This is a genomic window from Nocardia fusca NBRC 14340 (genome assembly GCF_001618425.1).
In the GTDB taxonomy this organism is placed as follows: domain Bacteria; phylum Actinomycetota; class Actinomycetes; order Mycobacteriales; family Mycobacteriaceae; genus Nocardia; species Nocardia fusca.
Genome location: NZ_BDCU01000066.1, coordinates 1 through 17,669, shown reverse-complemented (window position 1 = coordinate 17,669; position 17,669 = coordinate 1). Strand labels below are relative to the sequence as shown.

18 protein-coding genes are annotated in these 17,669 nt (G+C 67.4%); 15 read left to right on the top strand and 3 right to left on the bottom strand.

What is annotated here, in order from left to right; all coding sequences use genetic code 11:
• Window positions 1-109: 109 nt before the first annotated feature.
• Window positions 110-589 carry a metallopeptidase family protein gene (locus NF4_RS34270; RefSeq protein ID WP_168165638.1) on the bottom strand — a complete coding sequence of 160 codons (480 nt, stop codon included), beginning with the start codon at window positions 587-589 and terminating at the stop codon, window positions 110-112.
• A gap of 85 nt (window positions 590-674) precedes the next feature.
• A complete protein-coding gene (locus NF4_RS38325) occupies window positions 675-908 on the bottom strand; it encodes a WhiB family transcriptional regulator (protein WP_030523343.1) in 234 nt (77 codons plus the stop codon).
• Between the two features lie 513 nt (window positions 909-1,421).
• Between NF4_RS38325 and cofD the strand changes: the two genes are divergently transcribed.
• The 15 genes from cofD to hpf all read left to right on the top strand — a co-directional run bounded on the left by cofD (window position 1,422) and on the right by hpf (window position 16,902).
• A complete protein-coding gene (cofD, locus tag NF4_RS34260) occupies window positions 1,422-2,420 on the top strand; it encodes a 2-phospho-L-lactate transferase (protein ID WP_063131558.1) in 999 nt (332 codons plus the stop codon).
• Window positions 2,417-3,787 carry a coenzyme F420-0:L-glutamate ligase gene (locus NF4_RS34255; RefSeq protein ID WP_063131556.1) on the top strand — a complete coding sequence of 457 codons (1,371 nt, stop codon included), beginning with the start codon at window positions 2,417-2,419 and terminating at the stop codon, window positions 3,785-3,787. The genes cofD and NF4_RS34255 overlap by 4 nt, the downstream gene beginning before the upstream one ends.
• Window positions 3,784-4,302, top strand: coding sequence for an NUDIX hydrolase (locus NF4_RS34250; protein WP_063131555.1), 519 nt, complete (start codon window positions 3,784-3,786; stop codon window positions 4,300-4,302). The genes NF4_RS34255 and NF4_RS34250 overlap by 4 nt, the downstream gene beginning before the upstream one ends.
• A 251-nt stretch (window positions 4,303-4,553) precedes the next feature.
• Window positions 4,554-5,786 carry an alkane 1-monooxygenase gene (locus NF4_RS34245; RefSeq protein WP_063131554.1) on the top strand — a complete coding sequence of 411 codons (1,233 nt, stop codon included), beginning with the start codon at window positions 4,554-4,556 and terminating at the stop codon, window positions 5,784-5,786.
• Window positions 5,783-5,968 (top strand): rubredoxin, encoded by a 186-nt coding sequence (locus NF4_RS34240; RefSeq protein ID WP_063131553.1) that lies wholly within the window; start codon window positions 5,783-5,785, stop codon window positions 5,966-5,968. Before NF4_RS34245 ends, NF4_RS34240 begins: the two co-directional genes overlap by 4 nt.
• 29 nt (window positions 5,969-5,997) lie before the next feature.
• Entirely contained in the window at window positions 5,998-6,180 is a 183-nt protein-coding gene (locus tag NF4_RS34235; RefSeq protein WP_063131552.1) for a rubredoxin, read from the top strand.
• 41 nt (window positions 6,181-6,221) lie between these two features.
• Window positions 6,222-6,833 carry a TetR/AcrR family transcriptional regulator gene (locus NF4_RS34230; RefSeq protein WP_063131551.1) on the top strand — a complete coding sequence of 204 codons (612 nt, stop codon included), beginning with the start codon at window positions 6,222-6,224 and terminating at the stop codon, window positions 6,831-6,833.
• Between the two features lie 231 nt (window positions 6,834-7,064).
• Complete coding sequence (locus NF4_RS34225; protein WP_063131550.1) at window positions 7,065-8,228, top strand: alkane 1-monooxygenase; 1,164 nt, start codon at window positions 7,065-7,067, stop codon at window positions 8,226-8,228.
• 126 nt (window positions 8,229-8,354) lie between these two features.
• Window positions 8,355-9,836 (top strand): adenosylhomocysteinase, encoded by a 1,482-nt coding sequence (gene ahcY, locus NF4_RS34220; RefSeq protein WP_063131549.1) that lies wholly within the window; start codon window positions 8,355-8,357, stop codon window positions 9,834-9,836.
• Between the two features lie 263 nt (window positions 9,837-10,099).
• The gene (locus NF4_RS34215; protein ID WP_063131557.1) at window positions 10,100-10,774 is read left to right on the top strand and encodes a dTMP kinase; all 675 of its coding nucleotides are present in this window, start codon (window positions 10,100-10,102) and stop codon (window positions 10,772-10,774) included.
• A 79-nt stretch (window positions 10,775-10,853) separates the two neighbouring features.
• A complete protein-coding gene (mtrA, locus tag NF4_RS34210; RefSeq protein ID WP_033243239.1) occupies window positions 10,854-11,531 on the top strand; it encodes an MtrAB system response regulator MtrA in 678 nt (225 codons plus the stop codon).
• Window positions 11,532-11,640: 109 nt separating this feature from the next.
• Entirely contained in the window at window positions 11,641-13,518 is a 1,878-nt protein-coding gene (gene mtrB / locus NF4_RS34205; protein ID WP_232330779.1) for an MtrAB system histidine kinase MtrB, read from the top strand.
• Window positions 13,515-15,320: an MtrAB system accessory lipoprotein LpqB gene (gene lpqB, locus NF4_RS34200; protein WP_063131548.1), complete on the top strand. Its 1,806-nt coding sequence runs from the start codon at window positions 13,515-13,517 to the stop codon at window positions 15,318-15,320. The genes mtrB and lpqB overlap by 4 nt, the downstream gene beginning before the upstream one ends.
• 39 nt (window positions 15,321-15,359) lie before the next feature.
• Window positions 15,360-15,992 carry a ComF family protein gene (locus NF4_RS34195; RefSeq protein ID WP_063131547.1) on the top strand — a complete coding sequence of 211 codons (633 nt, stop codon included), beginning with the start codon at window positions 15,360-15,362 and terminating at the stop codon, window positions 15,990-15,992.
• Between the two features lie 190 nt (window positions 15,993-16,182).
• Window positions 16,183-16,902: a ribosome hibernation-promoting factor, HPF/YfiA family gene (gene hpf / locus NF4_RS34190; RefSeq protein ID WP_063131546.1), complete on the top strand. Its 720-nt coding sequence runs from the start codon at window positions 16,183-16,185 to the stop codon at window positions 16,900-16,902.
• A 43-nt stretch (window positions 16,903-16,945) separates the two neighbouring features.
• Here the strand turns inward: hpf and bluB are convergent, their stop codons facing one another.
• Complete coding sequence (gene bluB / locus NF4_RS34185; RefSeq protein WP_063131545.1) at window positions 16,946-17,581, bottom strand: 5,6-dimethylbenzimidazole synthase; 636 nt, start codon at window positions 17,579-17,581, stop codon at window positions 16,946-16,948.
• Window positions 17,582-17,669 lie beyond the last annotated feature (88 nt).

The following is a 17,669-nucleotide window of genomic DNA, read 5'->3' as shown; positions in this document are numbered from 1 at the left end:
CACAGCACCTTCGCGAGCGAGTCCACCCCTCACCTTCGTGGCTCGCGCCGATGCGGCTCGTTCGGTCGACCGACCCACCGGCACGGAAGGTGGTGCGCCGTCGACGGGCCTATTCCGGTTCCGGATCGATCACGTCCGGGTCGACACCGAGGTAGGTCGCGATCTGCTGGACCAGCACTTCGCGCAGCAATTCCACCAGGTCGTCCGGGTCGCCGGCGCGGAGTTCGAGAGGTTTGCGGAACAGCACCACCCGGGCGCGGATCGGAGTGCCGTGCCGGTCCACGCCGGCGGGGATGAGCCGCGACAGCGGGACCGGGCCGTCGGCGACGACCTCGTCCGGCCAGGTCACCGAATCCGGGTGCAGCGGGCGGATTTTGGGCACATCGTCGACGGCGATATCGAGTTTGGTGAGCCGATCGTGCCAGCGGGTGTCCAAGGGTGCGAAGGCTTCCAACACCAGCCGGTCGAATTTCTGGCCCCGGGTGCGCCAGGCCGGGACGGTCGGCGGCAGCATCGGTCCGCGGACACCGCGGCCGCGACGGCTGACCGACCGGGCGGTCGGGGGTCTGCGGTTGCGGGATCGTGCCATGACCGTCAACGTTAGTCAGTGATCGCCGATCGCGACGGCCCGCCCCGGCCACATGCTCCGGGGCGCACCGACGCGAGCGGTGTCGTCAGCCGATACCGCGCTTGAGGCGCCGGCGCTCCCGCTCCGACAGGCCGCCCCAGATTCCGAAGCGCTCATCGTGCGCGAGCGCGTATTCCAGGCATTCATCACGGACCTCGCATCCCAAGCAGATGCGTTTGGCCTCGCGGGTGGAGCCACCCTTCTCCGGGAAGAAGGCCTCCGGGTCTGTCTCCGCGCAGAGTGCGCGTTCTTGCCACTGTTCTTCGATGGAGCCGAACATCTCGTCGAAACCGGTCACGATCAGGCTGAGCCGGGGTGTCGATTCACGCTCACTCCGATCAGGTCCGGACCAGCCGTTGTCAACAGCGACGCCTCGTGCTGCGCCTGCTGTGGAATCGGTTCGCGATACACCCACCGGAATGCCGGCCGGGGCCAGATCATCGGCCATCGCTCCGCCTCCTCACTGTGTGTTAGCGCAGAAAGAATTCATTTCCGTCGATCAACGCGCATACCGACGGCCACACTCCGCGACGTTGTCTCGCGGACTTCCCCGAGCCTGCCATTCCAATTCGAACATCCGTTCGAGTTTCCGTACGCGCCTTGCACTTCCCGCGCGACCCGGAATGACATGTCTGTGATTAGACACGCCGCCTGTAGTGATGGTCAAGCCACCGTCACTATTCCGTTACTATCCCGCGCGGCATTCCGAGTCGATCTTGTGACCCGAATAGCAAATGAGCGGCAAATATAGCCGAAGGTGCACCATTTTCCGCGCGGCATAGTGTGTACAGATGTGACTTCACAACAAGCGGACAGCGCACCCGCCAATGGTCCCCGTATCGTCGTCCTGGTCGGCGGAGTCGGTGGCGCGCGGTTCCTGCTGGGTGTCCGGGAGCTACTGCCCCAGGCGGAGGTTTCCGCCATCGTCAATGTGGGCGACGATGTCTGGATGCACGGGCTGAGAATCTGTCCCGACCTCGATACCTGCATGTATACGCTCGGTGGCGGAATCGACCCGGAGCGCGGCTGGGGCCGGCTGGGGGAAACATGGCACGCCAAGGAGGAGCTCGCGAAATATCATGCCCGGCCCGACTGGTTCGGACTGGGGGACCGGGATATCGCGACGCACCTGGTTCGGACCGAAATGCTGCGCGCCGGGTATCCGCTCTCGGCGGTTACCGAAGCCCTCTGCAATCGATGGCAACCGGGTGTGAAACTCCTCCCGGCAACCGACGATCGCTGTGAAACGCATGTTGTTATCAGCGACCCGGAGAGCCCTGGCGAACGCCGCGCGATCCATTTCCAAGAGTGGTGGGTTCGCCACCGCGCCGCCGTCGAAACCCACGGATTCGCCACAATCGGGGCGGATGACGCCAAACCGGCACCAAATGTGACCGAACTCATAGCTGATGCCGATGTGGTATTACTCGCTCCCTCGAACCCGGTTGTGAGCGTCGGATCGATCCTCGCGGTGCCCGGAATACGGGGCGCGCTGCGCACCACGAAGGCCCCGGTGATCGGGGTATCGCCGGTGATCGACGGCAAACCGTTGCGCGGGATGGCCGACGAGTGCCTGTCGGTGATCGGTGTGGAGACGACCGCCGAGGCGGTCGGCCGCCACTACGGATCCCGTTCGGCCACCGGCATTCTCGACGGCTGGCTGATCCATACGACCGATACCGCCGAGGTCCCGGATGTGCAGGTGCGCAGCGTTCCCCTTTTGATGACCGACCCGCCCACCACCGCCGAAATGGTGCGTGAGGCCCTCGATTTGGCAGGAGTGAAGCCGTGACCAGCGCAAACCCGTTGGCCGAGACAGTGGCCGCGGACCACGCCGCCGCGCAATTACAGATTCTGCCGATCACCGGACTACCGGAATTCCGGCCCGGCGACGATCTCGGAGAACATATCGCCGCCCGAGCGCCGTGGCTGACCGACGGTGATGTTCTCGTGGTCACCAGCAAGATCGTCGCCAAGGCCGAGGGCCGGATCGTGCCGGCCCCGACCGATCCGGAGGAGCGCGACGCCGCGCGGCGGCGGCTGGTCGAACAGGAGGCGGTGCGGGTGGTGGCGCGCCGCGGCCGGACCCTGATCACCGAGAACCGTCTCGGCATCGTGCAGGCCGCGTCCGGCGTGGACGGATCCAATGTGGAACACGGTGAATTGGTGCTGCTGCCCGCCGATCCCGACGGTAGCGCGAAAGGATTGCGTTCGGCGCTGGGCGCCCGGCTCGGCGTGGATATCGCGGTGGTTGTCACCGACACCATGGGCCGCGCCTGGCGCAATGGGCAGACCGATGTCGCGATCGGTTCGGCGGGACTGCCGGTACTGCACGACTACGCGGGGGCCGTCGACGGGCAGGGCAACGAACTACAGGTCACCCAGGTGGCGATCGCGGACGAACTGGCCGCCGCCGCGGACCTGGTGAAGGGCAAACTGGGCGGGGTCCCGATCGCGGTGGTGCGTGGCCTGCCCGTGGCCGACAACGGTTCCAGCGCAGCCGATCTGGTGCGCTCGGGCACCGACGACCTGTTCTGGCTCGGCACCGCCGAGGCGATCGCGCGCGGACGCGGGGAGGCGATGCTGATGCGCCGCTCGGTCCGCAGTTTCGCGCCCGGCCCCGTCGACCCCGAACAGATCCGCGCCGCGGTCGCGGTGGCGCTCACCGCGCCGGCTCCGCACCACACCCGCCCGGTGCGTTTCGTCTGGTTGCGCGACCGGGACCGGCGGCAGCAGTTGCTCGAGGCGATGGCCGGCAAGTGGCGGGCCGATCTCACGGCGGACGGTCTGGATCCCGAGCGGGTCGAACGGCGGGTGAACCGCGGCCGCATCCTGTTCGACGCCCCGGAGGTGATCATCCCGTTCTGCGTTCCCGACGGCGCCCACGACTATCCGGACGACCGCCGTCGCGACGCCGAACGGACCATGTTCACCGTCGCGGTCGGGGCCGCCGTCCAGGGACTGCTGGTCGCGCTGGCGACCGAGGGGCTGGGCAGCTGCTGGATCGGGTCGACCATCTTCGCCCCGGAGACGACCCGGGAACTGCTCGACCTGGACGACGAATGGATGCCATTGGGCGCCATCGCGATCGGGCATCCCACCGAGGAACTCCTGCCGCGTCCACCGCGCGACCCGGCCGCTGGTCTGGTGGAACTGTGACCGCCGAATCGCTGCACGCGTCGGCCACCGAACTGCTGACCGCGTGGCGGCCGGATTCGGGTGCCGACGCCTCCCTGCGGGAGGCGATACTGGCCTTCCTCGGCTCGGCGCCGCGCGGTTGCCTGCGTGAGCACGCACCCGGGCATATCACCGCCTCGGCCGTGGTGTTCTCCGCGGACGGCCGCGAGGTACTGCTGACCCTGCACCCGCGAGTCGGGCGCTGGATCCAGCTCGGCGGGCACTGCGAGCCCGGTGACGACACCGTCGCCGCCGCCGCGCTGCGCGAGGCCACCGAGGAATCGGGGATTCCCGGGCTCCGGCCGGAGCCCGAACTCTACGGCGTCCAGGCCCATCCGATCACGTGTTCGCTCGGTGCCCCGACCCGGCATCTGGATCTGCTGTTCCGGATCACCGCACCCCCGGGAGCTGTCCCGGTGCGCAGCGCGGAGTCCGTCGACCTGCGGTGGTGGCCCGTCGACGGGCTGCCCGCGGATGCCGATGTGCTGATCCGCTGAGGTCACCGCTGCTCGGCCGGTAACGGCCGGGTAGCGGTTTCGCTCGCCGACGACCGCCGGAACGGGGCCGCGACATAACGTATGTGTGCACCCGGATCCGGTTCTTTACCGAACTCATAAACGTTTCCGTCTCGGGCCTTCTTCGCGCTTACCGTGTCAGGAGTGAGTGTGGTGCGCCCAGTGCGCCCCCCGTGAGGAAGTCAGACAGCAGGCCGAGCTTGCCCATGCCCCTACTCAGAAGTGAGACGGAGATGTCTGCCGAGCCCTACGAATGCACTCCACCCGAATCCTGGCGCGACCCCAAGCGCTATCTGTGGCTGTGGGGTCTGCTGGCGCCCACCGGGCTGTTCGTCATCGGAATCCCGGCGGTCTGGGCCCTGGCCGCCCTGGGCCGTCCCGGTCTGATCCATATCGTGTTCTGGCTCGGGCCCATCCTGCTCTATCTGGTCATCCCGATAGCCGATCGAATGGTCGGGACGGACGGATCCAACCCACCCGATGCGATCGTGGCCGCGCTGGAGCAGGACAAGTACTACCGCTATCTCACCTATCTGTATCTGCCGTGCCAGTACGCGACCCTGCTCGCGGGCGCCTATCTGATCACCGCCGACGGTGCGCACCTGCCGGTCGAGGGCGGACTGCACCTGATCGACAAGATCGGCCTGGCCGTCACGATGGGGGTGATCGGCGGCATCGGCATCAATACCGCGCACGAACTCGGGCACAAGAAAGTGGGTCTGGAGCGGCGGCTGTCCAGGATCGCGCTCGCGCAGAGCGCGTACGGCCATTTCTACATCGAACACAATCGCGGACATCATGTGCGGGTGGCGACCCCCGAGGACCCGGCCAGTGCCCGGTTCGGCGAGAGTTTCTGGGCGTTCCTCCCCCGGTCGGTCCGGGGCGGCCTGCGTTCGGCGTGGTCGCTCGAACGCACCCGGTTGCAGCGGCTCGGGTTCGGGCCGTGGAACCTGCGCAACGACGTGTTGACCGCCTGGCTGCTGACCGTGGTGCTGTTCACCGCGCTCGTTCTCGTGTTCGGACTCGAACTGCTGCCGTATCTGCTCCTGCAGGCGGTGGTGGGTTTCGGCTTGCTGGAGGCGGTGAACTACACGGAGCACTACGGTCTGGCGCGGCGGCGTACTTCTTCCGGGCGTTACGAGCGCCCCACCCCCGCACACAGCTGGAACAGCGACTATCTGGTCACCAATATCTTCCTGTACCACCTGCAGCGGCACAGCGATCACCATGCGTTCCCGACCCGGCGATACCAGGCGCTGCGCACCTGGGAGCAGGCCCCGGCACTACCCGCCGGATACGCGGGAATGATCACGCTCGCCTACGTGCCACCGCTGTGGCGGCGCGTGATGGACAAACGGGTGCTCGCGCACTATGGCGGCGATATCACCCGCGCGAATATCCATCCTCCGGTACGGGACCGGGTACTCGCGCGGTACGGGGCGACCGCGATGGAGGCGCCGGAATGAGCGAATATCGCTGCCCGGTGTGCGAGTACGTCTACGATGAGCGCGCGGGCGCCCCGCGTGAGGGTTTCCCGCCGGGTACGCCCTGGTCGGAGGTGCCCGACGACTGGTGCTGCCCGGACTGCGCGGTCCGGGAGAAGATCGATTTCGAGCCGTTGCCCGCCCGGCCCCGCGGCCGGTGGTAGCCCGATCGACCGAAAGGCCGGTGTGCTCCGTGACCGATTACAGGCTGTATCAGTGCGCCCAGTGCGGCTTCGAATACGACGAGGCTCTCGGGTGGCCGGAGGACGGGATCGCGGCCGGTACCCGCTGGGACGATATCCCCGAGGATTGGACGTGCCCGGACTGCGGCGCGGCCAAGTCGGATTTCTTCATGATCGAAATCGAGCGAACTTGAAACTTTGACTCACGCGGTGGGTTCGTGCCAGTGTCGCTGATATGCCGAGCACCGGAGCCCGGAATGTCGGCCAGGGGTCTGCGCGTGAGCTGCTGCGCACCACCGTCCTCGACGCGATGCGAGACCTGCTGGTGCAGCGTGACTGGTCCAAGATCACGCTCACCGATGTGGCGACCGGCGCCGGGGTGAGCCGGCAAACCCTCTACAACGAATTCGGCTCGCGCGGTGGGCTCGCGGAGGCCTACGCCTTCCGGCTCGCCGACCAGCTCGTGGACCATGTGGAGGCGGCGCTGGCCGCCAATGTGGGAGACGCCCAGGCGTCCATCCGGGACGGTCTGGCGAGTTACTTCCACGATTCGGCACAGGACCCGCTCGCGCGGTCGCTGCTGCTCGGTGAGGTGAAACTCGATCTGCTCCGGCTCATCACCCTCGACGCCGGGACGCTGATCGCCCATGCCACCGAGCGGCTGTCGACGGTGATGCAGCGCAGCTGGATCGCGCTGACGCAGGCCGAGGCCCGCACCTTCGCGCACGCGCTGGTGCGGCTGGCGATCAGTTACATCCCCACTCCACCACCGCCCGGTCACGATGCGCCGGCCGAGCTCGGGCGAGTTTTCAGCCCCTACGTCGCCACCGTGCTGGCCGAACGTTGATTGCGGTGAATTCGCTGTATGCGCTGATATGGCACTTTTGCATACACTGTCGGCCACTATCCCGGTAGCGGAGAGTGCGCTGACCCCGCCGCATGCGGGGACGGCCGGGCGCCGGTACGGTACCCGCTTGTAACAGCGCCCACGTTCGAAGCGAACAAGGACGCATCAGTGGCGCGGGTTCTGTCAATATGTAGGCCGCTGTCGGTACGGGTTCTCAATAGCGGGGCAAAAGTGCAATTGGTTGGTAAGTCGGCTGGATCGGCCGATCCCAAACGCCATCTGTGGATTCTGGGACTGATCGCGCCGGCCTGTGCGCTGCTGCCGTCACAGCTGGTGCTGCACACCGGTCTCGAAGTGTTCTGGTGGCTCGGGCCGATCGTGGTGCTGGTGATCATTCCGCTGCTCGATGTGCTTGTCGGCGACGACGGCACCAACCCGCGCGACGAGGATTACGAAACTCTGTCCAACGATCGCTTCTACCGGTGGTGCACCTATCTCTTCCTGCCTTTCCAGTTGATCGGCCTCACCCTGGCCGGCTATCTGTGGGCCGGTTCCGAGCTGAGCGTCCTCGACAAGGTCGGTCTCGCCACCACCCTGGGACTGGTCTCGGGGATCGGAATCAACGCCGCACACGAACTCGGGCACCGGGTGGAACACCTGGAACGCTGGCTGGCCAAGGTCGCCCTGGCGCAATCCGGGTACGGGCATTTCTTCGTCGAACACAACCGTGGCCACCATGCCCGGGTCGCGACCCCCGAGGATCCGGCCAGTGCCCGGCTCGGCGAAAGCCTGTGGACCTTCCTCCCGCGCAGTGTGGTCGGGGGATTCCGCTCCGCGATCGTCCTCGAGCGGGAACGGTTGCAGCGCACCGGTCGCGGCTGGTGGAGCCCCCGCAACCACATCCTGCAGGCCTGGTCGATGACCGTGGCGCTCTTCGGCGTCCTGATGCTTGTCTTCGGCTGGGAAATCCTGCCGTACCTGCTGTTGCAGGCGGTGCTCGGCGCCGGACTGCTGGAAACGGTGAACTACATCGAGCACTACGGGCTGCTCCGGGAACGCCGGCCGGGCGGCCGGTACCGCCGGTGCACCCCGCGCGACAGCTGGAACAGCGACCGGTTGGTCACCAATATCTTCCTTTTCCACCTCCAGCGGCACAGCGACCATCACGCCAACCCGGGGCGCCGGTACCAGACCCTGCGCAGTTCGGACGAGGCCCCGCAACTGCCCGCCGGCTACGCGGCGATGGTGGTGCTGGCCGTTGTTCCGCCGCTGTGGCGGCGGGTGATGGACAAACGGGTGCTCGCCCACTACGACGGCGATATCACCCGCGCCAATCTGTCTCCCGGTAAGCGGCGCCGGCTGCCGGCGGTGGCCCAGGGGCCTGTCGTGGCCTGATCACCGGACCCGCCGGGAGCGTTACCGATCGGCTATCGCGCCGACCGGCACACCCGCGCCACAGTGCGGGCCAACCGGCTAGCCTTGCGGTCGAGACCGATACCGAGAGAAGGCTGATCCACGCTGATGACGACCTCCGAACTGCCTCGAACCTCGCTGAGCACCGACACCCGCAACGGTGTCGAATACAAGGTCGCGGATCTGGCGCTGGCCGATTTCGGCCGCAAGGAGATCCGGCTGGCCGAGCACGAGATGCCCGGATTGATGGCCCTGCGCCGCGAGTACGCCGATGTCGCCCCGTTGAAGGGCGCCCGGATCTCCGGTTCGCTGCATATGACGGTGCAGACGGCTGTGCTGATCGAAACCCTCACCGCGCTGGGCGCGCAGGTGCGGTGGGCCTCCTGCAATATCTTCTCCACCCAGGACCACGCGGCCGCGGCCGTGGTGGTGGGCCCGCACGGCACGGTCGACGCGCCGCAGGGCACTCCCGTTTTCGCCTGGAAGGGCGAAACGCTGGAGGAGTACTGGTGGGCGGCCGAGCAGATGCTCACCTGGCCCGGTGAGCCGGCCAATATGATCCTCGACGACGGCGGCGACGCCACCATGCTCGTCCTGCGCGGGGCCCAGTTCGAGAAGGCGGGGGTGGTTCCGCCGGCCGACGAGGAGCATTCCGCCGAGTACACCGTTTTCCTGAACCTGCTGCGTGAGCGCTTCGAAAGCGACAAGGGCAAGTGGAGCGCGATCGCCGAGAGTGTCAAGGGCGTCACCGAGGAGACCACCACCGGCGTCCTGCGGCTCTACCAGTTCGCCGCCGCCGGCGAGCTGACCTTCCCCGCGATCAACGTCAACGATTCGGTCACCAAGTCGAAGTTCGACAACAAGTACGGCACCCGGCATTCGCTGATCGACGGCATCAACCGCGGCACCGATGTCCTCATCGGCGGTAAGAAGGTGCTGATCTGCGGTTACGGCGATGTGGGCAAGGGTTGCGCGGAATCGCTGGCCGGCCAGGGAGCCCGTGTCCAGGTCACCGAGATCGACCCCATCAATGCCCTGCAGGCGCTGATGGACGGCTTCGACGTGGTCACCGTGGAGCAGGCCATCGCCGACGCCGATATCGTCATCACCTCTACCGGCAACAAGGACATCATCACCCTCGACCATATGAAGGCGATGAAGGACCAGGCCATTCTCGGCAATATCGGCCACTTCGACAACGAAATCGATATGGCGGGTCTGGAACGTTCCGGCGCGACGAAGTTGAATATCAAACCGCAGGTCGATCTGTGGACGTTCGGTGATTCCGGTAAGTCCATCATCGTGCTGTCGGAGGGGCGTCTGCTCAACCTCGGCAACGCCACCGGCCACCCCTCGTTCGTGATGAGCAACAGCTTCTCCAACCAGGTGATCGCCCAGATCGAACTGTGGACCAAGCCGGAGGAGTACGACAACGAGGTCTACCGCCTGCCCAAGGTGCTCGACGAGAAGGTCGCCAGGATCCACGTGGAGGCGCTCGGTGGCACCCTGACCAAGCTCACCAAGGATCAGGCCGAGTACATCAATGTCGATGTCGAGGGCCCGTTCAAGCCCGAGCACTACCGGTACTGATCCCACCGGATCGGCGAACCCCGTCCGCGCCCGCCTGCCCCGGCAGGCGGGCGCGGACGTCCGAGTAGGCTGCTCGGCATGAGCGAGTCGGGCCCGGAGGCGGTAGTGCGATACCTTCGCCTGCGCTTCGGCCTCCACATCAGCATGTTGACCGATCGTGGGTCTCGTACAGACGCAAGGGGTGCGGCATGAGTGAGTTGGGCCCGGAGGCGATAGCGCAGCGTCACCACGCCGGGCCCTCGCTCATGCCCTATGCCCACGGCATGGGTGTCCTGGTCTCGGTGGAAGGCCTCGACGGGGCGGGTAAGCGGACGCTGATCGACGGGCTGGCGGCCGCGCTCGACAATCGCGGGCTCCGGGTCGCGACCCTCGCCTTCCCGCGCTACGGCCGGTCGGTGCACGCGGACCTGGCCGCCGAGGCGTTGCGCGGCGCCCACGGCGACCTGGCGGCGTCGGTGAACGCCATGGCTGTCCTGTTCGCGCTCGACCGGGCCGGGGCCGCCGACGAACTGGCGAAATTGCTCGTCGACAACGATATTGTCGTGCTGGACCGTTACGTGGCCTCCAATGCCGCCTACAACGCGGCCCGACTGGGCCAGTCCGCCGACGGGGAAATCGTGCGGTGGGTGGGGGAATTGGAATTCGGGCGGTTCGAACTGCCGGTACCGCGGGTGCAGTTGCTGCTCGATGTTCCGGTCGAGGTCGCGGCCGCACGCGCGCGCCGTCGCGGTGAACTCGATGCGGCGCGCGACCTGGACGCCTACGAACGCGACGGCGGATTACAGGAACGCACCGCCGAGGTGTACCGTGATCTCGCTCGGCGTGATTGGTACGGAACCTGGTGGGTTTTCCGATCCACCGAAGAAGACGGTTCCGGCCGGCTCGCCGGGGAAATGAACTCATTGGCCGCGCGGCTCGCCGCATTGGTCGCGAATTAGTGTTGGATATCCGGCGGGAACGCGCCACTGTGTGGCGTGGTGGCCCGTTACTAGCGCGGGAGATGACAACATAGTAACTATGAAGCCGAAGATTCTGGTCGTCGACGACGATATGGCGCTCGCGGAGATGCTCACCATCGTCCTGCGGGGCGAGGGTTTCGATCCGCACGTGGTCGGCGACGGCACCCAGGCCCTGTCGGCAGTTCGTGAGATCCGGCCCGATCTGGTGCTGCTCGATCTCATGCTGCCGGGGATGAACGGCATCGATGTGTGCCGGGTGCTGCGCGCCGACTCCGGTGTGCCGATCGTGATGCTCACCGCCAAGACGGACACCGTCGATGTGGTGCTCGGCCTCGAATCCGGAGCCGACGACTACATCGTCAAACCGTTCAAACCGAAGGAACTGGTGGCCCGGGTCCGGGCCCGGCTGCGCCGCACCGAGGAAGAACCGGCCGAGCTGCTGAACATCGCCGATATCGTGATCGACGTCCCGGCACACAAGGTCACCCGTGAGGGCGCGCAGATCTCGCTCACGCCGCTGGAGTTCGATCTGCTGGTGGCGCTCGCCCGCAAACCCCGTCAAGTGTTCACCCGTGAGGTGCTGCTGGAACAGGTCTGGGGTTACCGGCATGCCGCCGACACCCGCCTGGTCAACGTCCACGTGCAGCGACTACGAGCGAAGGTCGAGAAAGATCCGGAGAACCCCGAGATCGTCCTGACCGTCCGCGGTGTGGGGTACAAGGCCGGTCCGCCGTGATCCGGCTCGCGTTCCCGGGTCCGGAGACACCACCTTGCGCGACCACGTAGGGTCGGACGCCGGTCGGAAAGTCGGACAGAACGGGCGTCTTGCCGACGTGCGGGAGGCGTTGAAACCGGTTAACGAATGGTTCCAGGATGTCGGCAGATCACTGGGCCTGCTGTGGCGACGCTCGCTGCAACTGCGCGTCATCGTCTCGACCCTGACCCTTTCCCTCATCGTCATCACGGTGCTGGGCGTTGTGCTGACCAGCCAGATTACCGACCGGCTGCTCGACGCGAAGATCAACGCGGGGGTCGAGGAGATGGATCGCGTCCGCAACACGGTCGAAACCCAACTGGCGGGGGTCCACGACATCACCAGCCAGCAACAGCGGCTGATCGATGCCCGTGATTCGCTGTCCAACCGGCGCGATTCGAGCCGGACCGGTGGTGCGGCGGGCAGTTTCGATTCGGCGCTGAGCATGATCGGTGGGACCCCGCAGCAGGTGATCACCGCCGGGTCGATCGAGCAGGTGCCCGACGCACTGCGCCGGTTCGTCCAGCGCAACCAGGTCAGCTACCAGTTCGCCACGGTCTCGGACCCGGACGGCTACCACGGTCGTGCGCTCATCATCGGCAGTCCCAGCGCCGAGGTGCCCACGCTGGAGATCTATCTGATCTTCCCGCTGGGCAACGAGGAACGCAGTCTGGCGCTGATGCGCGGGACCATGCTGGTCGGCGGGGTGGTGCTGCTGATCCTGTTGGCCGCCATCACGGCGCTGGTGACCCGGCAGGTGGTGTTGCCGATCCGGTCGGCCGCCCGGATCGCCGGCCGGTTCGCCGACGGCCGGCTCAAGGAACGCATGCTGGTGCGCGGCGACGACGATATCGCCCGGCTGGCGAAAGCGTTCAACGAAATGGCCGAGAGCCTGTCGAACCAGATCAACCAGCTGGAGGAATTCGGCAATCTACAGCGGCGCTTCACCTCCGATGTGAGCCACGAACTGCGTACCCCGCTGACCACGGTGCGGATGGCCGCCGATCTCATCCACGGCAGCAGCGACGATCTCGATCCCGCGCTGGCCCGCAGCGCCGAACTACTGGTCACCGAACTGGACCGGTTCGAAGGCCTGCTCAACGATCTGCTGGAGATCTCGCGGCACGATGCCGGTGTCGCCGAGCTCCAGGTGGAATCGCTGGATGTGCGCATGTGCGTCCGCGCGGCCATCTCCACGGTGCGGCATCTGGCCCGGGACGCCGGGATCGAGGTGGTCATCGATCTCCCCGAGGAGCCGGTGGTCGCCGAGGTCGATCCGCGCCGCGTGGAACGAGTGCTGCGCAATCTTCTCGCCAACGCGATCGACCACAGTGAGGGCAAACCCGTCCTGATCCGGATGCGCGGCGACACCGAAGCCAACGCACTCGCCGTGGTGGTGCGGGATCAGGGTGTCGGTCTGCGGCCGGGGGAGGAGAAACTGGTGTTCAGCAGGTTCTGGCGGTCCGATCCTTCGCGGATGCGCCGGTCCGGTGGGACCGGGCTCGGCTTGTCGATCAGCGTCGAGGACGCCAACCTGCACGACGGCAAACTCGAGGCGTGGGGACGGCCCGGGGTGGGCGCGAGTTTCCGGCTCACCCTGCCGCTGATCCGCGGCCAGAAGCTGGGCAAGAGCCCGCTGCCGCTGGAGCCCGGTATGCGCCGGGCGCCGCGGCGGCCGCACTCCGAGAGCGAGCGGGCCGGCGGCGAACGGGTGGAACTCGGCCCGCCGGTCACCGAAACCGAACCGTGGGCGCCCCTGCCCGCGGCACCCGCCGAGCCGGATACGGGCAGCGCGGACCGGGAATCCCCGGCGCCGGAAGCGCCGGCGACCGGCTCGCCGGACGCCGGTCCGGATTCCGGGCCGTCGGCCCAGGATCCGGATGCCGAACCGGGCGCCGCCGCGCATTCGGAGCCATCCGGCCCGGCCGGTGGCCCGGTGTCCACCGACCGCGGAGACCAGAAGTCATGAGCGCACGCAGGCGGTGGTTCCGGCAGTTGGTGGTGGCGGCCGCGGTGATCGGCCTGGCCGCCACGGGCGGTTGCGCGAATCTGCCCGACTCCTCGCAACCCCAGGCGCTCGGCACGATCAATCAGGAACCGACCGCCGAAGGGCCCCCCGCCCCGACGCAGGGGCGGGACCCGGATCTGCTGCTCCGCGATTTCCTGCAGGCCACCGCCGACCCCGCCGACGGTCATCTCGCCGCCCGTCAGTACATGACCCCCGCCGCGTCGACCCAGTGGAACGATGTCGATTCGACCGTGATCGTGGAGCGCGCGGACACGCTGCGCGAATCGCGTACCGAGAACGAGGCGACCTACGTGCTGCGCGCGCGCAAGGTCGGCGAGCTCTCCGCGGACGGGTCGTACCACGCGGTGGACGGGATCATCGAGAACAAGATCGAGATGACGCGGGTCGACGGCGAATGGCGGATCGACGACCTGCCCGACGGCGTGGTGATGGAGTACAGCGCCTTCACCCAGTCCTATCGGCGGCACGCCCTGTATTTCGTCACCGCCGACGGCCAGCATGTGGCGCCGGATCTGCGCTGGGTCGCGGGGCGCCCGGACGAGCTGGCGCAGCAACTGGTGGCCAAGCTGATCGCGGGCCCGCAGCCGTATATCGCTCCGGTCGTACGCAATTACCTGGCCCCGCCCGTCGCGGTGCGCGGGACCGTCACCAAGGCCAACGGTGATCCGGTCGGCGTCGGTGTGGGCCTGGGCGGGGTGCGGATCGACTTCACCGGGATAGGCGAGCCGAGCCCGCGCGACCGCGAATTGTTCGCGGCCCAAGTGGTGCTCACCCTCGCGGGCGCCGATGTGCTCGGTCCCTACATGCTGCTCGACGACGGCCGGCCGCTGGACGAGCGGTTCGCCGGGAACGGCTGGTCGGTCGCCGATCTGGGGCCGCTCGCCGATTCCGTGCAGCCGGACGCCCTGATCGGACTGCACGCGCTGCGGGAGGGCAAGCTGGTCAAGGTCGAGGACAATCGCGCCCCGGCCCCCGCCCCCGGCTACTTCGGTGAGGTGCAGAACCTGCAGTCGGTGGGTCTGTCGCCGGACGGGAAGCTGGTGGCCGCCGTCGCCGACGCGGGCCGTCAGCCGCCGCAGCCGCAGCGCACGCTGATGGTGGGCAGCTACGGGGGTAACGCGTTCCCGGTCGCGGAGGGCGGGGTCATCACCCGGCCGTCCTGGACCGCCGACGGCAGCGCGGCCTGGGCGGTCATCGACGGAAATCGGGTGATCCGCGCGGTCACCAACCGCGATACCGGCACCGTCTCGGTCCAGGAGGTGGACACCGCCCAGCTGTTCGCCCCGGATTCCGGGCCGACCTTCGAACTGCCGATCACCGAACTGCGAATCTCCCGCAACGGCGTCGGCGCGGTGTTGATCGCCGACGGCAAGGTGTACGTCGCCATGGTGCTGCGCCGGCCGGACGGTACCTTCGCGCTCACCTCACCGCGGCAGATCGCCATGGAACTCAGTACCGCCGCGACCTCGGTCGACTGGTTCAGCGACGATACCGTCATCCTGGCCACCGCCGGCAATGTGGATCCGGTACGGACGGTGAAGATCGACGGCTCCGGAATGGCCTCGCTGGGCGGACGCAACCTCACTCCGCCAGTCCGCCAGGTCACCGCCTCCATCGAACGCCAGTACGTCGCCGATTCCCGCGCGGTACTGGAATTCACCCGCACACCCGAAGGCGGCGACCCCTACTGGCGGGAGGTCCCCGGTCTCGGCGCGGACGCCGTACCGGTGCTGCCCGGCTGATCCCGGCGCCGTGTCGGTGCCCACCGGCACACTGCGCACATGCGGACACTGCTGGATCTGGTCGTACCGCCGGAATGCGGCGGTTGCCGCCGGCCCGGGACACCGTGGTGCGCCGAGTGCGCGCGCAGCGTCTGCGGCCCGCCGATCCGCGTGTATCCCCGAGCCGATCCGGGCGTGCCGTGCTGGGCGCTGAGCCGCTACCGCGGCCCGGCGCGGCAGGCCGTACTGGCGGTCAAAGAACGCAACCGTCGTGATCTCACCGGACCGCTGGGGCTCGCCCTCGCCGCGGGACTCGCCGAGTTGCGGGCCCCGGACCGGCCCCTGATACTTGTACCTTCGCCGAGCCGGCGGACCGCGGCGCGGCGGCGCGGCGGCGACCCGGTCCTGCGATGCGCGCGGATCGCGGCCCGATCGCTGGGCAGTTGCCAGGTTCTGCCATGTCTGCGAGTCTGGTGGGGAGTCCGCGATTCGGCCGGTCTGTCGGCGCGCGAGCGCGACCGCAATCTCCGCGGGCGGGTGAGTGCTGTGCCGCTACCGTCGCATGCGGTGAACGCGCAGGTCGTCCTGGTCGACGACGTATTGACGACAGGTGCCACGGTATCCGCGTGCGCCCGGGCTCTCGTTGCCACAGGGACACGTCCGGATGGCGTATTCGTGACGTGTGCCGGCTGAATCCGGGAAATTTGCGTGAACAGTGGCGAACCTCCGATCCTCGTACTAGCGTCGCGTGCACACACCCGATCCGGGAGTTTGGAGGTGGGCCTCGTACATCATGTGCCGGCCGACTGGATCCGACATGGCCGGCACCGTTTCATCCCGCCGTATGCGACAACAAGTGTGCGGCCGAATCCGGGAGGTACGCGTGACGACTACTTCACGACCTTCAGTTCAGGACACAGCCCAGACGCAGCTGGACGACCAGCTCGACCGACCGCGGGACACCCGGGCGGATATCGTCGTCAAGGGCCGCAATGTCGAGGTTCCCGACCATTTCCGAATCTATGTGTCGGAGAAGCTGTCCCGGCTGGAACGCTTCGATCCATCGATTTTCCTCTTCGACGTGGAACTCTTCCACGAGCGCAACCGTCGTCAACGCAAGAACTGCCAGCGGGTGGAGATCACCGCGCGCGGCAAGGGACCGGTCGTCCGCGCCGAGGCCTGCGCGGACAGTTTCTACGCCGCATTCGAGGGTGTGACCGCCAAACTCGAGAGTCGGCTGCGTCGCACGAAGGACCGCCGCCGCGTCCACTACGGCGAGAAGACTCCGGTCTCGGTACACGACGCCACCGCCGAGCTGGCCGATGACGCGCTGCTCGGCGACCTCTCCGGAATTCCGCACGATCACTCTCCGCACAGCCGGAAACGGTCCGATTTCGCGGCCGATTACCCCGAATACGAGGGGCCCGGGCATATCGTGCGCACCAAGGTGCACTCCGCGATACCGATGACGGTCGACGACGCCCTCTACCAAATGGAGTTGGTGGGCCACGATTTCTTCCTGTTCCAGGACAAGGAAACAGATCGGCCGTCGGTGGTCTATCGCCGGCATGCCTTCGACTACGGCCTGATCAGACTCGCCTAGCCGACAGCTCGGCCGACCGGTCCGCACGACGGGCCGGTCGGCTTCATTGTTCCCGGCTCGCGGGGGTGTACCGCTCTTCGTGGACCGCGGCGTGTAGCGGACGCCGCTCACGCCAGCCGAACCGTTCCAGGTCCGGCACCTGCTGGAATTCGGCCACCGGGCCGATACAGAGCCAGGCGACCGGCCGGACACCCCCGGGCAGATCCATCAGGTCGGCGAGGAAGGCCTCGTCGTAGAACGACACCCATCCCACCCCCACCCGCTCGGCGGTAGCCGCCAGCCAAAGGTTCTGGATCGCGAGGATTGTGGAGTACAAACCGGTTTCGGGTACCGTCGCCCGGCCCAGTACCTGCGGCCCTCCCCGCGCGTCGTCGTGGACGACCACGATGCCGGTGCCGCTCTCCTCGATCCCTTCGATTTTGATGGGCGCGAATGTCCGCGCCCGGTCGGCAGACAGCGAACGTGCGAAGTCGCGCCGCCGCTCGGCCACATGGGCAGCGAACGTCCGCAAGGTCGCCCGATCACGGATGATCACGAAATCCCAGGGCTGCGAATTACCGACGCTGGGGGCGCAGTGCGCCGCTCCGAGGATCCGCCACAGTGTGGTGTCGTCGATGGGTTCCCCGGTGAACTCCGCCCGCACATCCCGGCGGGTCCGGATGGCTTCGTAAACGCTCATCTCCGCTGCACACACAGCACTATTGTTCTATCCGGCCTCCGGTGGCAGGGGTCGGGGCCGTGCTTGTCGGCGCCGCCTTCGGCGTCGC

Bases quoted from the DNA above. Each gene is read 5' to 3' on its own strand.
- NF4_RS34270 (WP_168165638.1), bottom strand. From the start codon at position 589: ATGGCACGATCCCGCAACCGCAGACCCCCGACCGCCCGGTCGGTCAGC.
- NF4_RS38325 (WP_030523343.1), bottom strand. From the start codon at position 908: ATGTTCGGCTCCATCGAAGAACAGTGGCAAGAACGCGCACTCTGCGCG.
- NF4_RS34245 (WP_063131554.1), top strand. From the start codon at position 4,554: ATGTCTGCCGAGCCCTACGAATGCACTCCACCCGAATCCTGGCGCGAC.
- NF4_RS34240 (WP_063131553.1), top strand. From the start codon at position 5,783: ATGAGCGAATATCGCTGCCCGGTGTGCGAGTACGTCTACGATGAGCGC.
- NF4_RS34230 (WP_063131551.1), top strand. From the start codon at position 6,222: ATGCCGAGCACCGGAGCCCGGAATGTCGGCCAGGGGTCTGCGCGTGAG.
- ahcY (WP_063131549.1), top strand. From the start codon at position 8,355: ATGACGACCTCCGAACTGCCTCGAACCTCGCTGAGCACCGACACCCGC.
- NF4_RS34215 (WP_063131557.1), top strand. From the start codon at position 10,100: ATGGGTGTCCTGGTCTCGGTGGAAGGCCTCGACGGGGCGGGTAAGCGG.
- mtrA (WP_033243239.1), top strand. From the start codon at position 10,854: ATGAAGCCGAAGATTCTGGTCGTCGACGACGATATGGCGCTCGCGGAG.
- lpqB (WP_063131548.1), top strand. From the start codon at position 13,515: ATGAGCGCACGCAGGCGGTGGTTCCGGCAGTTGGTGGTGGCGGCCGCG.
- NF4_RS34195 (WP_063131547.1), top strand. From the start codon at position 15,360: ATGCGGACACTGCTGGATCTGGTCGTACCGCCGGAATGCGGCGGTTGC.
- bluB (WP_063131545.1), bottom strand. From the start codon at position 17,581: ATGAGCGTTTACGAAGCCATCCGGACCCGCCGGGATGTGCGGGCGGAG.